The sequence below is a fragment of the Streptomyces sp. AHA2 genome (assembly GCF_036857595.1).
Taxonomy (GTDB): Bacteria; Actinomycetota; Actinomycetes; order Streptomycetales; family Streptomycetaceae; genus Streptomyces.
This window is the reverse complement of the sequence record NZ_JAUQWJ010000013.1, coordinates 175601-193329: the sequence shown is the minus strand read 5'-3', so window position 1 is coordinate 193329 and position 17729 is coordinate 175601. Positions and strand designations below refer to the sequence as shown.

Genomic DNA, 17729 nt, shown 5'->3' with positions numbered 1-17729 from the left:
TCAGATCTTTCCGATCCGATTTCCTCGGTGCTTTCCAGGTTTCCGCTTCCGCAGTTTCCTTTCCGGCGGTTCCGACTTTATCAGAAGTTTTTGGCCGGGCTGACCGGCCGCTCATTTCCGATTTATCGGGAGAAGCTTCATTGAACTCAGTGATTCAAGAAGCAGACAGACGCTCACTGTGCCGGTCGGAAGCTGAGCCCCGCGTCCAGGCAACTGTTCGAATCTACCTCCCCGCAGTCACCGTGTCAACGGCTCCTGTGGGGCGAAGAGGAGAGTAGCAGTTGAACGGACGTACTCGCACATCCGCCGGTGGACGGGGCGATCAAGCGGCTGTGGGGAGCGTCGCGCTGCGCTCCGACGTGTCGACGTCACCGGTCTCCCCTGCGCGAGCCGCACGGCCGCCGAGAACGTAGACGTAGGCGAGGAAGGCCACTTCCGCGGCGATCCCGATGGTGATGCGTGCCCAGGTCGGGAGACCGGACGGGGTGACGAAGCCTTCGATGGCGCCGGAGATGAAGAGCACCAGGGCGAGGCCGATGGCCATGCCTATGGCGGCGCGGCCCTCCTCGGCCAGAGCCGTGCGCCGGGTCCGTGGGCCGGGGTCGATGAGGGTCCACCCCAGGCGCAGCCCGGTGCCGGCGGCCACGAAGACCGCGGTGAGTTCGAGCAGGCCGTGCGGGAGCACCAGGCCCAGGAAGGTGTCCAGGCGGCCGGCCGAGGACATCAGGCCGACGCCGATGCCCAGGTTGAGCATGTTCTGGAACAGGATCCACAGGACGGGCAGTCCCAGGAAGACGCCCAGGATGAGGCAGAGGGCGGCCGCCCAGGCGTTGTTCGTCCAGACCTGGGCGGCGAAGCTGGCCGCCGGATGGCTCGAGTAGTACGTCTCGTACTGGCCGCCGGGGCGGGTGAGTTCGCGGAGTTCGCTGGGGGCCGCGATCGAGGCCTGGACGTCCGGGTGAGTGCCGATCCACCAGCCGAGGAGCGCCGCGACGGCCGTGGACAGCAGGGCCGTGGGCACCCACCAGTGCCGTGACCTGTAGACGGCGGCCGGGAAACCGTGGGACAGGAAGCGGGTGACGTCGCGCCAGGAAGCACGGCGGGTTCCCGTCACGGCACTGCGCGCGCGTGCCACCAGCTGGCTGAGCCGGCCGGTCAGCTGCGGGTCGGGGGCGCTGGACTGGATGAGGGACAGGTGGGTGGCTGCGCGCTGGTAGAGGGTGACGAGTTCGTCGGCCTCGGCGCCGCTGAGGCGGCGCCGGCGGCGGAGCAGGGCTTCGAGGCGGTCCCACTCCGCGCGGTGGGCGGAGACGAAGACGTCGAGGTCCATCGGTGTGCCTGCTCCTCGGCTGTTCGTCGGCGGCTCGTCGTGGATCAAGCTTGTCGTACTACGGTGCGATGCTCAGCTTGGCAGACTGGGGCTGTCGGGGGGCAGGGCAGGGGAAGGACGGCGGGCGTGAGTGAGCTGGTGACGGGCGAGGCCGTGGCGTTGGAGCTGCGGCCCGCGAGGCTGCCCAGCAGGGCGCTGGCCGTGCTGCTCGATCTCGTGGCGGCCGTCGCGGTCTACGTCGCCGTGACCATCGCGCTCGTCGCGTCGACGGCCTCGCTGGACGAGGCGGCGCAGACGGCCCTGTCGATCGCGTCGTTCGTCCTGGTGCTGGTCGGTGTGCCGATCGCGGTGGAGACCCTCAGCCACGGGCGGTCGCTCGGGAAGATGGCGTGCGGGCTGCGGGTGGTGCGGGACGACGGCGGTCCGATCCGGTTCCGTCATGCGCTGGTGCGGGGCCTGATCGGGGTGATCGAGATTCTGATGACCTTCGGGGTCGTCGCCTGTACCGCCTCGTTCGTGTCGGCGCGTGGGCGGCGGCTGGGTGACGTGTTCGCCGGGACCCTGGTCGTGCGGGAGCGGCTTCCGGTGACCAGGAGTGGGTTCGTGCCGCCTCCTCCGCCGTGGCTCGCGGGCCGGTTCGCGGAGCTCGACCTGTCGGCGGTGCCGGACGGGTTGTGGCTCGCGATCCGTCAGTACCTGACGCGCATGCACCAGCTGGATCCGCAGGTGGGCTGGTCGATGGCGCAGCGGCTGGCGGCGGATCTCGCGGACCGTACGGGGGCGCCGGTGCCGCACGGGGTGCCGGCGGCGGCCTATCTGGCGGCGGTCGTGCAGGAGCGGCAGGTGCGCGAGACCCGGCGGGCGGCCGGCAGCGGTCCGGCTGCGGGCGCCGCGGTGCCGGGCGGGCCGGGCCGGGAGCCGGCTGTGACCACGTCACCGGTCCGGCCCGGCGCGGTCGCCGGTACCCCCACGCCACCGGTAGGGCCCGCCGCGGTGTCCGGTGCGTTCGCGTCGCCGGTCGTACCCGGCTCGGAGGCCCCCGCTCACACACCCCCGGTTCCACAGGGCCCGGCCCACCCCGACCCCGCGCCGCCCGCCGGACCGGTGCAGCCGGTTGCCGAGCCGGCCCGCCCGCGGTCGGGCGGGGCGTCGGAGGGCCCGGCGGAGAAGCGGCCCGGTACGGGGTTCGTGCCGCCGGCCTAGCGGGCCGGGGCGTCCTGGCGAGTCGGGTCGGGCCAGCGAGTCGGGATGCCTGTCGGTCAGGGAAACACCGACGGGGGTGACTCCAGATCCTCGAGTTCGATGCCGGGGGCCGCCAGGACGACGTCGCCGGCGATGTGCACGGCGTGCTGTTCCCCCGTGTCCAGGGCTGTGACCTGGTATTCGTCCACGATCAGGGGGCCGTTGTCAGTGGGGTGTGCTTCGCTTCTCAGCAAGGTCCACGACTGGTCGACGGTGCGGGGGGCGAGGACCGGATCCGTGAACGCGACGAGGCGTACGCGGGTGGCTGCCGTGGAGGGGGTGAGGCGCAGGAGCCGGGCGGTGGCGACGAGGAACGCCGGGGAGGTGCCGGTGAAGGCGTGGGCGCGCACATTGCCTTCGGTGGCCTCGGTCCCGGTGGGGTCGGTGCGGACCCAGGTGACGCCGTCGAGGGCGGCGCCGCGGACCTGCCAGGCGGCGGCGTGCAGTTCGAGGCGCAGGGGGCGGCCGAGTTCGTCGAGGGTGAGGTCGACGGAGCCGTGGTGATCGCCCGAGGGGGCGGTCAGCCGGGAGACGTAGCGCCAGCCGGAGGGGCCGGGGGCGCATTGGAAGTGTTCTTCCGCGAGGGGGGTGCGATCGTGCGGATCGTGGAGCGAATAGCGGCCGCGGGGCATGGGGGTCCTGGGTCCTGACGGGCTGGGCCGGTCGTCGGCCGGTCGAACGGGGCAGGCCCCCCGGCACGGGGGTGCGGGGGGCCTGCCTCGGGGTGTCGCCTCTGGCCGACAGTGCTGCCGCTTCCCGGTCGCGGGTGAACCGGGCTCCCGGTCGCGAGCGGACCGGGAGCCGGCCGGGAGCGGTTCAGCGGCCGGTCAGTAGCGGTAGTGGTCCGGCTTGTACGGGCCCTCGACCTTCACGCCGATGTACTCGGCCTGCTCGGGGCGCAGCTCGGTGAGCTTCACGCCGAGTGCGTCGAGGTGGAGGCGGGCGACCTTCTCGTCGAGGTGCTTGGGCAGCACGTAGACACCGGTCGGGTACTCGTCGGGCTTGGTGAACAGCTCGATCTGGGCCAGGGTCTGGTCCGCGAAGGAGTTGGACATCACGAACGAGGGGTGGCCGGTGGCGTTGCCCAGGTTGAGCAGGCGGCCCTCGGACAGGACGATGATCACCTTGCCGTCGGGGAAGGTCCAGGTGTGCACCTGGGGCTTGACCTCGTCCTTGACGATGCCGGGGATCCTGGCGAGGCCGGCCATGTCGATCTCGTTGTCGAAGTGGCCGATGTTGCCGACGATGGCCTGGTGCTTCATCTTGGCCATGTCCGAGGCCATGATGATGTCCTTGTTGCCGGTCGTGGTGATGAAGATGTCGGCCTTGTCGACGACCTCGTCCAGCGTCGTCACCTGGTAGCCGTCCATCGCCGCCTGCAGCGCGCAGATCGGGTCGATCTCGGTGACGATCACGCGGGCGCCCTGTCCGCGCAGGGACTCCGCGCAGCCCTTGCCGACGTCGCCGTAGCCGCAGACGACCGCGGTCTTGCCGCCGATGAGGACGTCGGTGGCGCGGTTGATGCCGTCGATCAGCGAGTGGCGGCAGCCGTACTTGTTGTCGAACTTCGACTTGGTGACGGCGTCGTTGACGTTGATCGCCGGGAACAGGAGGGTGCCGTCGCGCTGCATCTCGTACAGGCGGTGGACGCCGGTCGTGGTCTCCTCGGTGACACCGCGGATCTCGGAGGCCAGCTGGGTCCACTTCTGGGGGTTCTCGCCCAGGGTGCGGGTCAGCAGCTCCAGGATGACGCGGTGCTCGTCGGACTCGGCGGTGTCGGGCGAGGGGACCTTGCCGTCCTTCTCGTACTCGACGCCCTTGTGGACGAGGAGGGTGGCGTCACCACCGTCGTCCAGGATCATGTTGGGGCCGCCGGTGGGGCTGTCCGGCCACGTCAGGGCCTGCTCGGTGCACCACCAGTACTCCTCCAGCGTCTCGCCCTTCCAGGCGAAGACGGGGACGCCCCGGGGGTTGTCCACGGTGCCGTTCGGGCCGACGGCGATGGCCGCGGCGGCGTGGTCCTGGGTGGAGAAGATGTTGCAGGAGGCCCAGCGGACCTGCGCGCCGAGGGCGACCAGGGTCTCGATGAGCACGGCGGTCTGCACCGTCATGTGCAGGGAGCCGGTGACGCGGGCGCCGGCCAGGGGCTGCGCCTCGGCGTACTCCTTGCGGATCGCCATCAGGCCGGGCATCTCGTGCTCGGCGAGGGTGATCTCCTTGCGGCCGAAGTCGGCCAGGGAGAGGTCGGCGACCTTGAAGTCCTGTCGGTTCTCGACAGTCGTCATTGCGAGCTGCTCCTCGGGATCGGTTCGAGGTGGGTAGGGCTGGTCTGCGCGGCGGCGGACACAGGGGTGCCCGAAAGAGGACACAGGCATGCCCGCGTGCGCGCAGCGCAGTCCGTCGGAGGCCCTCTCTCCCTCGGCCGGTCCGCGGTGGGACCGCCCGACCGCCATCAGCAGCGACGTCTGGCTCCGTCCCAAGCTACACCGGTGGCGCCTGCGATCCCCAGTCCGCCCGCGAACACATCCAGCCGATCATGTGTGCCTCGGAACACGGCGGGGTCCCGGTCGACCCGGGACGAGGCCGGGCAGGTGACCACGGCCGGGGCCGGGGCCTTGGCGGACTGCCGAGGAGGACCACCAGTGCGTACCCGTGGGGTGGCCGGGCCCCGGCCTGGGGGCGCGGAGGAGGAACGCGGGACCCGCGCAGGGCGTCCGCTCCCCGCACCCGACCGGACCGCCGGACCGGGGCGGCCCCGGCCTTCGTCCGGGGCATCGGGGAACGGCGCGTGGCCGCGGCAGGGGCCTCCTCCGGGTCGCCGGGCGCGGCGGGTGACCGCGGCCGGGGCCTCGGCCCACCGGCGAGGAGGACCACCGGAACCGGAAGGTGTCCGCTGCCCGGGCCCCCTTCGCGCGCCGGGCCCGCGGGTGTCCGCCGCCCGGCCCTCGGCCGAGCCGCCGGGCCCACCGGGCGGCCGCTCCCCGGCTCCGTCCGTGCCACCCGGACCGGCGCCTGACCGCTGCCCCGCCTCCGCCGGAGTGCCGGGCCGTCGGCTGTCGCTCAGATACCCGGCCCGGCCCGGGAATGCCGAGGGGCCCACCGGGTGTCCGGTGGGCCCCGTGGGCGCAGGAGGCGTCGTCAGTGGTCGGTGGCGTGGGGGGCCGGGCCGCCGGGGGTGGCCTCGGGGTCGGGGCCCTTGGCCGCCTCGGTCTCGCTGTAGACGTCCGGTTCCAGGTAGATCACCCGCGCGATCGGGACGGCCTCGCGGATGCGGGCCTCGGCGGCGTCGATGGCGCGGGCGATCTCGGTGGCCGTGTCGTCGTGCCGGACGGCGATCTTCGCGGCGACGAGGAGCTCCTCGGGGCCGAGGTGCAGCGTGCGCATGTGGATGATGCGGGTGACGGTGTCGCCGTCGACGACGGCGGCCTCGATCTTCCGCGTCTCCTCGACGCCGGCGGACTCGCCGAGCAGCAGCGACTTGGTCTCGGCGGCGAGCACCAGGGCGATCAGGATGAGCAGGACGCCGATGCAGAGGGTGCCGATGCCGTCCCAGACGGCGTCGCCGGTGAGCAGGGCCAGGCCGACGCCGCCGAGGGCGAGGATGAGGCCGACGAGGGCGCCGAGGTCCTCGAGGAGGACGACCGGGAGCTCGGGGGCCTTGGCGTGGCGGACGAACTCCTTCCAGGAGCGCTTGCCGCGCAGGAGGTTGGACTCCTTGATGGCCGTGCGGAAGGAGAAGGTCTCGGCGATGATCGCGAAGACGAGGACACCGACCGGCCAGTACCAGTGGGTCAGCTCGTGCGGGTGCTTGATCTTCTCGTAGCCCTCGTAGAGGGCGAACATGCCGCCCACCGAGAAGAGGACGATGGAGACGAGGAAGGCGTAGATGTAGCGCTCGCGGCCGTAGCCGAAGGGGTGTTGCGGGGTGGCCTCGCGCTTGGCCTTCTTGCCGCCGACCAGGAGCAGTGCCTGGTTGCCGGAGTCGGCGAGCGAGTGCACGGACTCGGCGAGCATCGACGACGAGCCGCTGAAGAGGAACGCCACGAACTTCGCTACCGCGATCGCGAGGTTGGCGGCCAGTGCCGCCACGATCGCCTTGGTGCCGCCTGACGCGCTCATTGCTTCGCGTTGTCCCTTCGTACGCCGTTCCTGGGCCGGGACGCCGCCTGGTGCGGCGCCCGTGGCTTTGCCCGTGCTTGACGGTGGGCCATTGTTGCAGCCCGCCGGGCCGCGGTGGTTCAGGTCACCAGCACGGGGGGCTTCCAAACGGTCAGACGACGACGGTGGCCCGGAAGAGCGTGCCGGATCCGGACACTTCGGCCTTTTCGCCGGCCGGGACGAAGACGGAACGGCCCGGGGTCAGTTCGTGCTCGCCCGCGCGGACGGCGCCGGCGGTGCAGAGCAGGATCTGCGGGGTCGCCCGCGTGAGGTCGCGGGGGCCGCCCGCTTCGGCGAGGACGTAGCGGGAGAGGCGGAACTCGTCGATGGGCGTCTCGTAGACCTCCTCGCCGTCCGGGGCGGCCTCGGGGCGCAGCACGCCCGGGTCGGCGGCGTGGAAGCGGACGATGCGCAGGAGTTCGGGCACGTCGACGTGCTTGGGCGTCAGGCCGCAGCGCAGGACGTTGTCCGAGTTGGCCATGATCTCGACGCCGAGGCCGTTGAGGTAGGCGTGCGGGACGCCGGCGCCGAGGTAGAGGGCCTCGCCGGGCTGGAGCCGGACGTGGTTGAGCAGCATGGCGGCGATGACGCCGGGATCGCCCGGGTAGTGGTGGGCGATGTCGGCGTAGGGGGCGTAGGCGCCGCCGAGGCGGGTGCAGGCCGCCGCGGCCTCCTCGACGGTACGGGTCATCTCCTCGGGGTCGGCGGTGAGGATCGCCGTGAGGACCTCGCGCAGGGCGGCGTCCTCGGGGTGGGCGTGCAGCAGGTCGACGTAGGGCTTGAGGGAGTCGACGCCGAGGTCGTCGAGGAGGGCGGCGGCCTCCAGGGGGGCGCGGAAGCCGCACAGTCCGTCGAACTCGGTGAGCGCGCAGATGAGTTCGGGCTTGTGGTTGGCGTCCCTGTAGTTGCGGTGCGGGGCGTCGGCGGGGATGCCTCGGCGCTCCTCGTCGGCGTAGCCCTCCCGGGCCTGGGTCAGGTCGGGGTGGACCTGGAGGGAGAGCGGGGCGCCGGCGGCGAGGAGCTTCAGCAGGAACGGCAGACGGGGCCCGAACCGGCCGACGGCGGCGGGGCCGAGTTCCTTCTCCGGGTCGGCGTCGATGACCTCGGCGAGGGTGCCCCGTCCGGTGCGCGAGGGTGCGCCCGGGTGGGCGCCCATCCACATCTCCGCCTGCGGTTCGCCGGTCGGTTCGGTGCCGAGCAGCTGCGGGATGGCCGTCGGGGAACCCCAGGCGTAGGGGCGGATGGTGTTGTCGAGGCGGTCCATGGGGTTCTCTCTGCGTGTGCGGGCGTGCGGGGCGCGTCGGGGTGCCCCGGCGTCAGGGCGTCCCCGGCAAGATCAGGCCCTCGAGGCGAGCGCCAGGTAAACCGCGGCGAAATCCGTCATGGCGATCAGTTCCGCGAGGGTCTCGAGTTCGCCGCCCGGTTCGGGTTCGAGTTCGCTGATCGGCGTGTCGTGGCTGAGGGCGAGGTCACGGGCTCCGTGGGCCGCGGTGAGGCCGCCGATGGGGCGGTCGCGCAGGAGTACCACGCGTGCGTGCAGGGCGGGCGGTTCCTCGACGCGGTCGCGGAAGAAGTCGTCGGGGTCGGCGCTGGCGGCCAGCGGGCCGGCGAGCAGCGCGCTGTGGGCGGCGAGGGCCTCGGGGAGTTCGGCGACCATGGCGGGAGCGCCGGACAGTTCGGCCAGGGCCGCGGCGAAGCGGCGGCCGGCGGGACCGGCCGAGACGCCCTCGGTCCACACCAGGGGCAGCGCGTCGGCGAGTTCGGCGGCCAGGGTCTTGGCGGGGTTGCTGTAGGTGGCGATGGCGGGGCCGCAGCGTTCGGCGACGCGGTCGAGGCGGTCGGCGACCTCGGCGAGGGCCTCCGGCGGGGCTTCGAGCACGCCGGTGCGGTCCAGCAGCGCCAGGAGCGGGGTCAGCAGCGCCCACAGCACGCCGGGGGCGGACGCGGCGAACGGCTCGTCCTGGTCGTAGGGCGCGGTCGCCATGGGGACGAACAGGCCGTGCGAGCCGTTGACTGCGTCGGCGAGCGGGGAGCGGCCGGGTGCCACGGCGACGACGGTGCAGCCGCGGCGGTAGGCCTGCTCGGCGAGCAGGGACAGGCCCGGTTCGGTGCCGTCCGGGGTGGTGATCAGCAGCAGGTCGACCGATCCGGCCCAGCCGGGCAGTTCCCAGCGCAGGGCGCCCGCGGCGGGGGCGACGCCGGTGGGGGCCAGGCGCGTGACGGGGCTGCCGGCGCCGGCGAGCGTGCCGAGGAGGTCGGCGGCGTGCGTGGCGGCGGCGCCCGGTCCGGCGATCAGGACCGCGCGGGGGCGGCCGTCGGGCTTGAGGTCGTTGATGCCCGCCTCGGCGGCGTGGCGGGCCGCCGTGCGCACCCGCGCGCCGGCTTCCGCCGCGCCGCGGAGCAGTCCGCGGCGGTCCGCCTCGGCGAGGCCGTCGGGGTTGTCGAGCAGCGATTCGTCGAGCATGGGGCGGAAGCCTCCGATGGCCGGTCCGTTGGGGTCTCGTCCTACGTCGATGCCCGCTGTGCCGGGACGTCATGTGCCCCGCGGACCGCGAGGGCGCGTCCCGTCGTCGCCGTCAGGCGGGGCGGCGGGCCTCGTCGACGAGGAGGACGGGGATGCCGTCGCGGACGGGGTAGGCCAGGCCGCAGCCGTCGTCGGTGCAGACCAGCTCGCTGTCCTGCTCCTTGAGCGGGGCGTGGCAGGCCGGGCAGGCGAGGATCTCGAGGAGGCCGGATTCGAGGGGCATGGAAGGTTCCTTCGCGGTGCGGGCGCTTGGGTCGTGCCTGGTCAGATTACCGCCGCGGGGGGCGGGGCCTCAGCCCCTGATGATCCCCAGCACCTCGTCCCGCACCCGGGTCATCGTCCGCGGGTCCTTCGCCTCGGCGTTCAGCCGGAGCAGTGGCTCGGTGTTGGAGGGGCGGACGTTGAACCACCAGTCGGTGGCCGAGACCGTCAGGCCGTCGAGGTCGTCGAGGGTGACGCCCTCGCGGGCCGCGTACGCCGAGCGGACGGCGGCGAGGCTGGCCCGCTGGTCGGCGACGGTGGAGTTGATCTCGCCGGATCCGGTGTAGCGGTCGTACCCGGCCACCAGGGACGACAGCGGGGCGTCCTGGCCGCCGAGGGCCGCGAGGACGTGCAGGGCGGCGAGCATGCCGGTGTCGGCGTTCCAGAAGTCGCGGAAGTAGTAGTGGGCGGAGTGTTCGCCGCCGAAGATGGCGCCGGTGCGGGCCATCTCGGCCTTGATGAAGGAGTGGCCCACGCGGGTGCGGACCGGGGTGCCGCCGTGCTCGGCGACGACCTCGGGGACGGACCGGGACGTGATCAGGTTGTGGATGACGACGCCCTCGCCGCCGTTGCGGGCCAGCTCGCGGGAGGCGACCAGGGCGGTGATGGCCGACGGGGAGACGGGCTCTCCGCGCTCGTCGACGACGAAGCAGCGGTCGGCGTCGCCGTCGAAGGCGAGTCCCAGGTCGGCGCCCTCCTCGCGGACCCGCTTCTGCAGGTCGACGAGGTTGGCGGGGTCGAGGGGGTTGGCCTCGTGGTGGGGGAAGGTGCCGTCGAGCTCGAAGTACATCGGCACCAGCGTCAGGGGCAGGCCGGCGAGGACCTCGGGGACCGTGTGCCCGCCCATGCCGTTGCCGGCGTCGACGACGACCCTCAGGGGGCGGATCGGGGTGAGGTCGACGAGGGAGCGCAGGTGGGCCGCGTAGTCGGACAGCGTGTCGCGGGAGCTGATCGTGCCCTCCCGTGCGGCGGCCCGCGGTGCTCCCGACCCGCTCCAGCGCTCGACCAGGGCGCGGATCTCGGCCAGGCCGGTGTCCTGCCCGACGGGGGCGGCGCCCGCGCGGCACATCTTGATGCCGTTGTACTGCGCCGGGTTGTGCGAGGCCGTGAACATGGCGCCGGGCAGGTCCAGCGCGCCCGAGGCGTAGTACAGCTGGTCGGTCGAGCACAGGCCGATCTCCGTCACGTCGGCGCCCTGTGCGGCGGCCCCGCGTGCGAAGGCCCGGGACAGGCCGGGCGAGGAGGGCCGCATGTCGTGCCCGGTCGCGATGGCGCTCGCCCCGGTGACCTGGACGAACGCCGCTCCGAACAGTTCGGCCAGGGACTCGTCCCACTGGTCGGGGACGACCCCGCGTACGTCGTACGCCTTGACGACCTGCGACAGATCAGCAGCCACGCCCCGCCTCTTCCTGAAGTCCTACCGGGCGGTCCAACCTACCCGCACCCCGCGACGGCCCGCCGGGCGGTAGGCGAGTGGAAGCACAGCCGTAACCTCAGGTCAGGGCGGCGTCCAGCCCAGGAGCGGGGTGCTCCGGCTCACCACGGTCAGGCCCGTCACCTGCGGCAGGCCCAGGCTCCATGGCGGCACTTCGCGCCGCAGGTCGCCCTCACGCCGGGTGGGCGTGGGGAGGAACCGGGGCGGCGCGGTCAGTTGTCGGGCGAGCGCAGGACCCGCAGGTGACCGCGCCGGGCGACCTCCATCGGGTCGGCTCCGCGGCCGCCGCCGCCGGCTCCGGCCGCGCGCTCCTGGGGGCGGGCCGCCTCGCGCACGGCGTTGGCAAGCGCTTCGAGGTCGTCACCGCTCGGACGGGCGGGGGCCGAGCCGTCGAGGAGCCGGACGACTTCCCAGCCGCGCGGGGCGGTGAGGCGCTCGGAGTGCTCGGCGCACAGGTCGTAGCAGTGGGGTTCGGCGTAGGTGGCGAGCGGGCCGAGGACCGCGGTCGAGTCGGCGTAGACGTACGTCAGCGTCGCGACGGCGGGACGGCCGCAGGCGGTGCGCGAACAGCGACGTACAGGGCTCACGACGTTGGACGGTACCGCACTCTTGAGCGGGCCGCGACGACTCTCCACCAGGTCACTCCACCGTGTCGTGGCGTGAAACGCCCCACACACCCCTTCGGGTGCACCTTACCGACCTCCCCGGCCGCTCCCGCACCCGGTGTCCGACAGTCCACGAGCGGTCAATAATCGCCATAAAGCGGTCAATTGACGCGAAGGGGCCGGTCCGTCCGAGGGGCGAACACGGAGCCAACCTTGGCTGGAACGGTCATGTAACGACATGCCGTACAGGACGGCCGGAACCCGTCCGGGTGGCCGTGCGGTGCCGGGCACGCGGGCCCCGCGGGGACTACCCTTCACCAGTGATGGACAAGCCCGTAGCCCCCCGCACCGCCGCCCCCGGGCCCCGCCGCCGTGATCGGCACGGCCGGGGCATGCGCGGTCCGATCGCACCCCCGCAGGTGCCGCTCGCCGCGAGTCGTGCGGAGGCGTTCGCGGATCTGGTGCAGGACTCCGTGGAGCGCCTGGAGCGGCGGTGGCCGCAGCTCGCCGACATCGATTTCCTGGTCCTGGAGGTGCCCCGGCTCGACGGGCCCGGTCAGGCCTGGCACGACGAGGCGGTTCCGCTCGGCGGGACGGTCGCCGCGCGCGAGGGGCGCCCCGCGCGGGTGGTGATCTACCGGCGGCCGGTGGAGATCCGCACCAAGGGGCGCGACGAGCGGGCGGCGCTGGTCCACGAGGTCGTCGTCGAGCAGGTGGCCGAGCTGCTCGGACTCACACCGGAGACGGTGGACCCGCGCTACGGCGAGGACCAGGGCTGACCCGGCCGGCCCCGACCCGGCCGACCGGCTCCGCCGGCCCTAGTCCTGCAGCACCGACAGGTCCTGCTCCGCCTCCGGTACCGCGACCGTGCCCCGGTCGTCGGGGAGGGTCTGCACGGTGAAGGCCGGGACGCCGTCCCGCGTGACCGAGAGGGTGCGGGCGCCGTAGACCGGGCCGCCGGAGACCGGCTCGACGGTGAGCGCGTAGGTGCCCTTCAGACCGCCGGGGAGCGGGGGCTCGATGTCCTGGGTGGTGCCCGCCTTGATCGTGTACGTCTTGGACACCGGGGTGCCGCCCTCGCTGCCCGCGGAGGCGGTGACCTCGACGGTGGCGGCGCGGCCGGGGGCGGTCAGGGACAGGGTGCTGCCCTTGGCGTCATTGTGCGCGGACGTCGCGCGCGTGCCCACGGGGCGGGTGGCAGGGATGAACGCCGTCTCCTTCCGGTCCCCCTTGCCGCGCACGACGCGCAGGGCCGCCACGACGGGCACCGACTGCTGCGTGGGCTCCAGCACCAGGGAGCCCGCCTCGCCGCGGGTGACGTCGCCCAGGTCGACGGCGGTGGTCATGCCGCCCTTGACGTGCACCGTCTCGTGCCCGGCCGGGGTGATCAGCCCGGACGGGGAGGCGAGGCGCACCTTCAGGTCCGCGTCGGCGTCACCGGGGGCGAAGGCGACCAGGCGCACCTCGGTGGCGTCCTCGGGGATGCCGGGCAGGACGAGGCCGCCGGACGGGTCGGCGGACGCGGCCAGCCAGTCGCCGCCGATCTCGTCGTCCAGGGCCTGCACGGCGGCGCCGACGCGGCCGCTGCGGACGTTGACGTGCACGGTGAGATCGGTCTGGCCCGCCTCCGCGAGGGTGGACAGCAGGATCGGCTCGCTGGAGTGCGCCGGGACGGTGATGCCCTCCCCCACCTCCGACTTCAGCAGGCCGTCCTTGCCGTAGAGCTCGATGTCGACCACGGCCGCCGAGTCGTCCGGATTGGTCAGGTGCACGTAGTCGGTGCGCTCGGGGGCCGTGGCGGCGCCCGGGAACCAGAAGTCCGTGTCCGGCGCGGTGCAGGTGACGCCCTGCAGTCCCCGGCCGGTGCCGGCCGCGACCTCCGTCGTCTCCTGGAGGGTCCAGCCGGGAGCGAAACCGCCGTCGGCGGTGCCGACCAGGGCGGGCGCGTCCGAGCCGGAGGTGTCGCCGGTGGCGGGCTTGCCGGGCTCCTCGGGGGTCAGCGCGGGCTTGTCCGCCTCGCCCTCGCCCGACGAGCCGCCGGCCTTCTCGCCGTCCTTGCCGTCCTCGCCGCCCTTGTCCTTGCCGTCGCCCGAGGCCGGGTCGTCGGCCGACTTCTCGGCGGCCGCCCGGAGTTCGGCCTTGCCGCCGCTTCCGGCGCCCTTCGTGACGGGGGTGAAGGAGGTGTAGGTGGTCTCGGCGATGTCGGACGTGCTCGGCGCGGGGCACAGCAGGCTCGTGCGCTCCACGGGCAGTCGGGCGGCCGGCTTCGCGGTCGTCTCCGTGCCGGTGGCGTCCGGGGCGGACAGGGCGGCGAAGCCGGTGACGGCGGCGAGCGCGGTCGTACCGGCGATCAGGGACAGGGTCGTGCGGTTCACTGCTGGCTCCCGTCGGGACGCTCACTGCCCGTGCCGTGGGGGTGGTGCTGCTGTTGCGCCGGGTCGTACGGCGTGCCGTAGTCCTGGGTGTAGGCGGGGTCGTAGCCGGTCCGGTCGTACGGGGTGTGGCCGTACGGGGCCTGGTCGTGGCCCATCTGGGAGGAGCCGTCGTAGGCGTACGGGTCGTACTGGCCGGCCTGGTACGGGTCTGGCTGGTACTGCTGCCCGTAGGAGTCCGCCGGGTAGGGGACGTTCTGGTACTGGCCGTTGTCGTAGCCGCCGTAGCCGTGGCCCGCGTAGGCCGCCGTGTCCCACTGGCCGTCCTGCTGCGGGGGCACGGTGGCGGGGGGCTGCGGGGGCGGGAACTCCTCGGGCGCGGGCGCCTCTTCGGCCTCGGCTTCCGCCTGGGCGCGCAGCCGGCGGGCGCGGCGGCCCTCCCCGGCGGCGGCCTCGGCCGGGACGACCGGCTCCTCGGGCAGGTCGTCGTCGATGTCGCGGCGCCGGCCGGGCAGGGCGAGCACCACCAGGACGAGGGCCAGCAGTCCCTGGGCCCACAGCCAGGCCGTGTGGCCGATCGGGTCGTCGTGGGTGACGTCCAGCCTGCCGCCGGCCGCGGGGAGTTCGAAGCCCTGCGCCCAGCCGTCGACCGTCGTGGGCTTCAGCGGCTTGCCGTCGAGCGTGGCGGTCCAGCCGTCGGAGGCGGTGTCGGCCAGGCGCAGCAGGCGTCCGCCGGCTCCCGCCGGGATCGTCGTGTGGATGTCGACCGGCCCGGCGGCGACGGGCTGCGGGGTGCCGGACCCGGCGGGGGCGACGATGGTGGCCCGGGCGACCTCTCCCTTGACGTGCCACAGCGCGCCGTCCTCCTGCCGGCTGAGCCGGGCCAGGCCCGGTGTGGCGTCCAGGACGCGGGTGACCTCGCGGGGCGCGCCCTGGTGGACCAGTACGTAGCCGATGGCGAAGTCGCCCAGCTGGCCGGCCTGGTCGGCGCCGGAACCGGCGACGAGGTTGGCGACGACCTTGTCGAGCCTGCCGTTGTCCCCCTGTGCGGCGGCGATCTCACCGTCGCCCAGACGGGCGCCGGAGCCGCGCACCAGCGTGTAGCGGACGTGGGCGGTGGAGTCGCTGTCGAGGACGAGGGTGCGGGCCTGGTCGCCGCTCGCGCCGCTCTCGTCGGCGACGAAGGCCGGGACCTGGACGGGGTCGCGCCGCTCCAGGGGCCCGTCAGCACCGCGGATCATCCAGCCCGCGGCGATGAGCAGCGGCCCGGCGGCACAGGCGAAGGCGATCAGGACGGCGACCGGCTGGCGCCAGCCGAAGCTCTGCTCGGCCACGCGTGAGCGCGCCCCGTCGGCGCCGAGTGTCGCGGCCGCCAGCAGGGCGATGCCGTAGATCAGGGTCGCGGGACCGGCCCAGGCCGAGCCGTTGGCCAGGACGGCGACGACGAAGCCGGTCAGGGCGGCCGCCCAGGCCGTGCGGATGCCCAACCGGCGTTCCGCGCGCAGCAGGGCGGCCAGCGCGGCGAGCACGACGCCGAGGAGCATGAGGCCGCTGACCGTGCCGGGGCCGCCCGGGCTCGCGCCGAGCAGGTCCGTGGCGGAGGCGGCCGACGCCCCGAAGTCCAGCCCGGCCTCCCGGAAGAAGCCGAACGGCAGCAGGGTCAGCGACCAGGGCGCGAGGACCAGCAGGGGGGTGCCGAGCTGGGCGAGGAAGCGCAGACCGTAGGCGGTGATGTCCGACCGGCGCAGCACCAGCAGCCCGAGGCCGAGGAGCAGTGCGACGGGCCACACCACCGGTGTGAACGCCGTGGCGATCGTCAGCAGCAACGCGTAGGCCCAGGTGGCCCGCCAACTGCCGCGCCGATCGCCGCCGTTCGCCAGGCCGCCGGCCGCGACGCCGGCGCGGGCCGCGAGCGGCAGCAGGACGGCGAGGACGGCGGTGCCGATGCGGCCGCCGGCCAGGGCGCCCGTGGCTGCGGGCAGGAAGGCGTAGACGACGGCCGCCCAGGCGCGCAGCAGCCGGGACGGGACCAGCGGGCGGGAGGCGAAGTAGGCGGTGACACCGGCCAGGGGCACCGAGCACACGAGCAGGAGCGTGACGGCGAGGCCGGTGGAGCCGAACAGCAGGGAGGCCAGCAGCGCGACCAGCGCGAGGTACGGCGGCGCGGACGAGGTGCCTCCGGCGCCGACCGGGTGCCAGGTGTCGAGGTAGCGCGCCCACAGGTCGGAGGAGTCGGCCGGGGCGGGCAGCAGCGCGCCGCCCGCGAGGGCGCCGCCGCCCAGGAGCTGGCGGCAGGCGACCAGGGAGACGAGCAGCAGCACCAGGAACAGCACCGGTCCGGGCTTGCGCGCGATGCGCTTGAGCCGGGCGAACTGCTCGACCTCCAGGAAGTCGGCGTCGTCCCCGCCGGGGCCGGACTCGACGGCCGCGCCGTGCCGTCCGGCACCCGCGACGGCCTCCGGGTCGGAGCGGCCGACGAGGTCACCGGCGACCTGCTCGACGGTGGCCCGCACGGTCGCCCCGGGCGGCGGGAACAGCGGCCGCAGCTCGTCCTTGTCGACCTGGGGGGCGCCTCTGCCGCGGCGTCCGGCGAGGATCCGCTCGGGCCGCAGCAGGGTGCCCAGCAGACCGCGGATCTCGTCGACGGCCTGTCCGGGGACCTTGCCGACGACGTAGGCGACGGTCCGCAGCAGGGTGCCCAGCACGATGCGCAGCAGCACCCAGGGGAGCGCGGCGGTACGCGAGTTGACCAGGAGGGTGTAGACGGCGCCGGCCTTGTCCACCTTGTGCGGGGAGGCCGCCGTACGGCCGACGCAGTCGACGGTGCGGCGCTCGCGGGAGGCCGCCTCGGCGTGCCGGACGACCGCCTCCGGGGCGATCAGGACGCGGTAGCCGGCGCTGTGGGCGCGCCAGCACAGGTCGACGTCGTCGCGCATGAGGGGCAGGTGGCGGTCGAATCCGCCGAGCTGCTCGAACACGTCGCGGCGGACCAGCATGCCGGCGGTGGACACCGCCAGCACGGACCGGACGTGGTCGTGCTGGCCCTGGTCCTGCTCGCGGCGGTCCAGGCCGGTCCAGCGGCGGCCGGAGTTGGCGATGGAGACGCCGACCTCCAGCAGCTGCCGCCGGTCGTACCAGCCGCGCAGCTTGGGGCCGACGACGGCGACGTCCTCGCGGCCCAGCTCGTACTCGGTGTCCACGACCCGCAGGAGCTGGGCGAGGGCGTCGGGCTCGGGGGCGCAGTCGTCGTGCAGCAGCCACAGCCACTGCACCGGCTCGCCGTGCGGCAACTCGGGCAGGTCGTAGGCGTCGTCGCGCCAGGAGCGCGTGACCGGGTCCCAGCCGCTGGGCCGCTTCAGGTACGGCAGTTCGTCCGGGGTGAGGACGGGTGCGGTGCGGTCGCACTCCTCGACGGCCTGGCCGAAGCCGGTGCGGCGGGCCAGGTGCAGCACCCGGTCGGCGCCGAGGGCGTCGGTGACCAGCTGGGCGGACGCGTCCGCGCTGCCGGTGTCGGCGCCCATCGCGTACTGCACGGGGCGCTCCTGGCCGAGCAGCCCGGCGAGCGCGTCGGGCAGCCAGCGGGCACCGTCGTGGGAGACGAGGACCGCGGTGACCACATGGCGCGGGAACTCGGGTGTGTGGGCCGGGTCGGACGCGGCTGAGGCAGCGGTGTCGTGAGGAGCTGCCGGGTGGCTGTGCACGGACATCGAGGTACGGGCCCCGGTTCGCTGGACTGCGGTGGACGCCCGCGACCGGTGGGGGCAGCGGGGCGTCTCGGACGAGCGACCACACTATCGGCAGT

General features: G+C 73.8%; 13 protein-coding genes. 2 read left to right on the top strand and 11 right to left on the bottom strand.

All coding sequences use genetic code 11. The annotated features are described in order from the left end of the window. Positions 1 to 322: 322 nt before the first annotated feature. Positions 323 to 1330 carry a stage II sporulation protein M gene (locus Q5694_RS25050; RefSeq protein ID WP_333935584.1) on the bottom strand — a complete coding sequence of 336 codons (1008 nt, stop codon included), beginning with the start codon at positions 1328 to 1330 and terminating at the stop codon, positions 323 to 325. A 126-nt stretch (positions 1331 to 1456) separates the two neighbouring features. Here Q5694_RS25050 and Q5694_RS25045 point away from each other — a divergent pair, with 126 nt between their 5' ends. Beyond that, a complete protein-coding gene (locus Q5694_RS25045) occupies positions 1457 to 2533 on the top strand; it encodes an RDD family protein (RefSeq protein WP_333935583.1) in 1077 nt (358 codons plus the stop codon). 56 nt (positions 2534 to 2589) lie between these two features. Here the strand turns inward: Q5694_RS25045 and Q5694_RS25040 are convergent, their stop codons facing one another. The 8 genes from Q5694_RS25040 to Q5694_RS25005 all read right to left on the bottom strand — a co-directional run bounded on the left by Q5694_RS25040 (position 2590) and on the right by Q5694_RS25005 (position 11585). Continuing rightward, positions 2590 to 3204 (bottom strand): hypothetical protein, encoded by a 615-nt coding sequence (locus Q5694_RS25040; RefSeq protein ID WP_333935582.1) that lies wholly within the window; start codon positions 3202 to 3204, stop codon positions 2590 to 2592. Positions 3205 to 3399: 195 nt separating this feature from the next. Further along, positions 3400 to 4857 carry an adenosylhomocysteinase gene (gene ahcY, locus Q5694_RS25035; protein ID WP_333935581.1) on the bottom strand — a complete coding sequence of 486 codons (1458 nt, stop codon included), beginning with the start codon at positions 4855 to 4857 and terminating at the stop codon, positions 3400 to 3402. A gap of 853 nt (positions 4858 to 5710) precedes the next feature. Further along, positions 5711 to 6691, bottom strand: coding sequence for a cation diffusion facilitator family transporter (locus tag Q5694_RS25030; RefSeq protein WP_333935580.1), 981 nt, complete (start codon positions 6689 to 6691; stop codon positions 5711 to 5713). A 151-nt stretch (positions 6692 to 6842) separates the two neighbouring features. Beyond that, positions 6843 to 7994 (bottom strand): mannose-6-phosphate isomerase, class I, encoded by a 1152-nt coding sequence (manA, locus tag Q5694_RS25025; protein WP_333935579.1) that lies wholly within the window; start codon positions 7992 to 7994, stop codon positions 6843 to 6845. 72 nt (positions 7995 to 8066) lie between these two features. Further along, a complete protein-coding gene (locus tag Q5694_RS25020) occupies positions 8067 to 9194 on the bottom strand; it encodes an SIS domain-containing protein (RefSeq protein WP_333935578.1) in 1128 nt (375 codons plus the stop codon). A 112-nt stretch (positions 9195 to 9306) separates the two neighbouring features. Then, entirely contained in the window at positions 9307 to 9477 is a 171-nt protein-coding gene (locus tag Q5694_RS25015) for a Trm112 family protein (protein ID WP_333935577.1), read from the bottom strand. 69 nt (positions 9478 to 9546) lie between these two features. Then, positions 9547 to 10911: a phosphomannomutase/phosphoglucomutase gene (locus Q5694_RS25010; protein ID WP_333935576.1), complete on the bottom strand. Its 1365-nt coding sequence runs from the start codon at positions 10909 to 10911 to the stop codon at positions 9547 to 9549. A 251-nt stretch (positions 10912 to 11162) separates the two neighbouring features. After that, complete coding sequence (locus Q5694_RS25005) at positions 11163 to 11585, bottom strand: DUF3499 domain-containing protein (RefSeq protein WP_187826098.1); 423 nt, start codon at positions 11583 to 11585, stop codon at positions 11163 to 11165. Positions 11586 to 11878: 293 nt separating this feature from the next. On the opposite strand from Q5694_RS25005, the gene Q5694_RS25000 reads away from it, so the two are divergent. Beyond that, on the top strand, positions 11879 to 12334 hold the full coding sequence (locus Q5694_RS25000) for a metallopeptidase family protein (protein WP_333935575.1): 456 nt from the start codon (positions 11879 to 11881) through the stop codon (positions 12332 to 12334). A gap of 39 nt (positions 12335 to 12373) precedes the next feature. On the opposite strand, the gene Q5694_RS24995 is transcribed toward Q5694_RS25000, so the two are convergent. Together Q5694_RS24995 and Q5694_RS24990 are read right to left on the bottom strand one after the other, a co-directional pair. Further along, the gene (locus tag Q5694_RS24995) at positions 12374 to 13930 is read right to left on the bottom strand and encodes a DUF5719 family protein (RefSeq protein WP_333935574.1); all 1557 of its coding nucleotides are present in this window, start codon (positions 13928 to 13930) and stop codon (positions 12374 to 12376) included. Beyond that, positions 13927 to 17634: a glycosyltransferase gene (locus Q5694_RS24990; protein WP_333935573.1), complete on the bottom strand. Its 3708-nt coding sequence runs from the start codon at positions 17632 to 17634 to the stop codon at positions 13927 to 13929. The genes Q5694_RS24995 and Q5694_RS24990 overlap by 4 nt, the downstream gene beginning before the upstream one ends. Positions 17635 to 17729: the final 95 nt, after the last annotated feature.

What these genes read in the sequence shown, in the direction of transcription:
- Q5694_RS25050 (WP_333935584.1), bottom strand. Translation starts at nt 1,330, where the DNA reads ATGGACCTCGACGTCTTCGTCTCCGCCCACCGCGCGGAGTGGGACCGC.
- Q5694_RS25040 (WP_333935582.1), bottom strand. Translation starts at nt 3,204, where the DNA reads ATGCCCCGCGGCCGCTATTCGCTCCACGATCCGCACGATCGCACCCCC.
- ahcY (WP_333935581.1), bottom strand. Translation starts at nt 4,857, where the DNA reads ATGACGACTGTCGAGAACCGACAGGACTTCAAGGTCGCCGACCTCTCC.
- Q5694_RS25030 (WP_333935580.1), bottom strand. Translation starts at nt 6,691, where the DNA reads ATGAGCGCGTCAGGCGGCACCAAGGCGATCGTGGCGGCACTGGCCGCC.
- manA (WP_333935579.1), bottom strand. Translation starts at nt 7,994, where the DNA reads ATGGACCGCCTCGACAACACCATCCGCCCCTACGCCTGGGGTTCCCCG.
- Q5694_RS25020 (WP_333935578.1), bottom strand. Translation starts at nt 9,194, where the DNA reads ATGCTCGACGAATCGCTGCTCGACAACCCCGACGGCCTCGCCGAGGCG.
- Q5694_RS25015 (WP_333935577.1), bottom strand. Translation starts at nt 9,477, where the DNA reads ATGCCCCTCGAATCCGGCCTCCTCGAGATCCTCGCCTGCCCGGCCTGC.
- Q5694_RS25000 (WP_333935575.1), top strand. Translation starts at nt 11,879, where the DNA reads ATGGACAAGCCCGTAGCCCCCCGCACCGCCGCCCCCGGGCCCCGCCGC.
- Q5694_RS24990 (WP_333935573.1), bottom strand. Translation starts at nt 17,634, where the DNA reads ATGTCCGTGCACAGCCACCCGGCAGCTCCTCACGACACCGCTGCCTCA.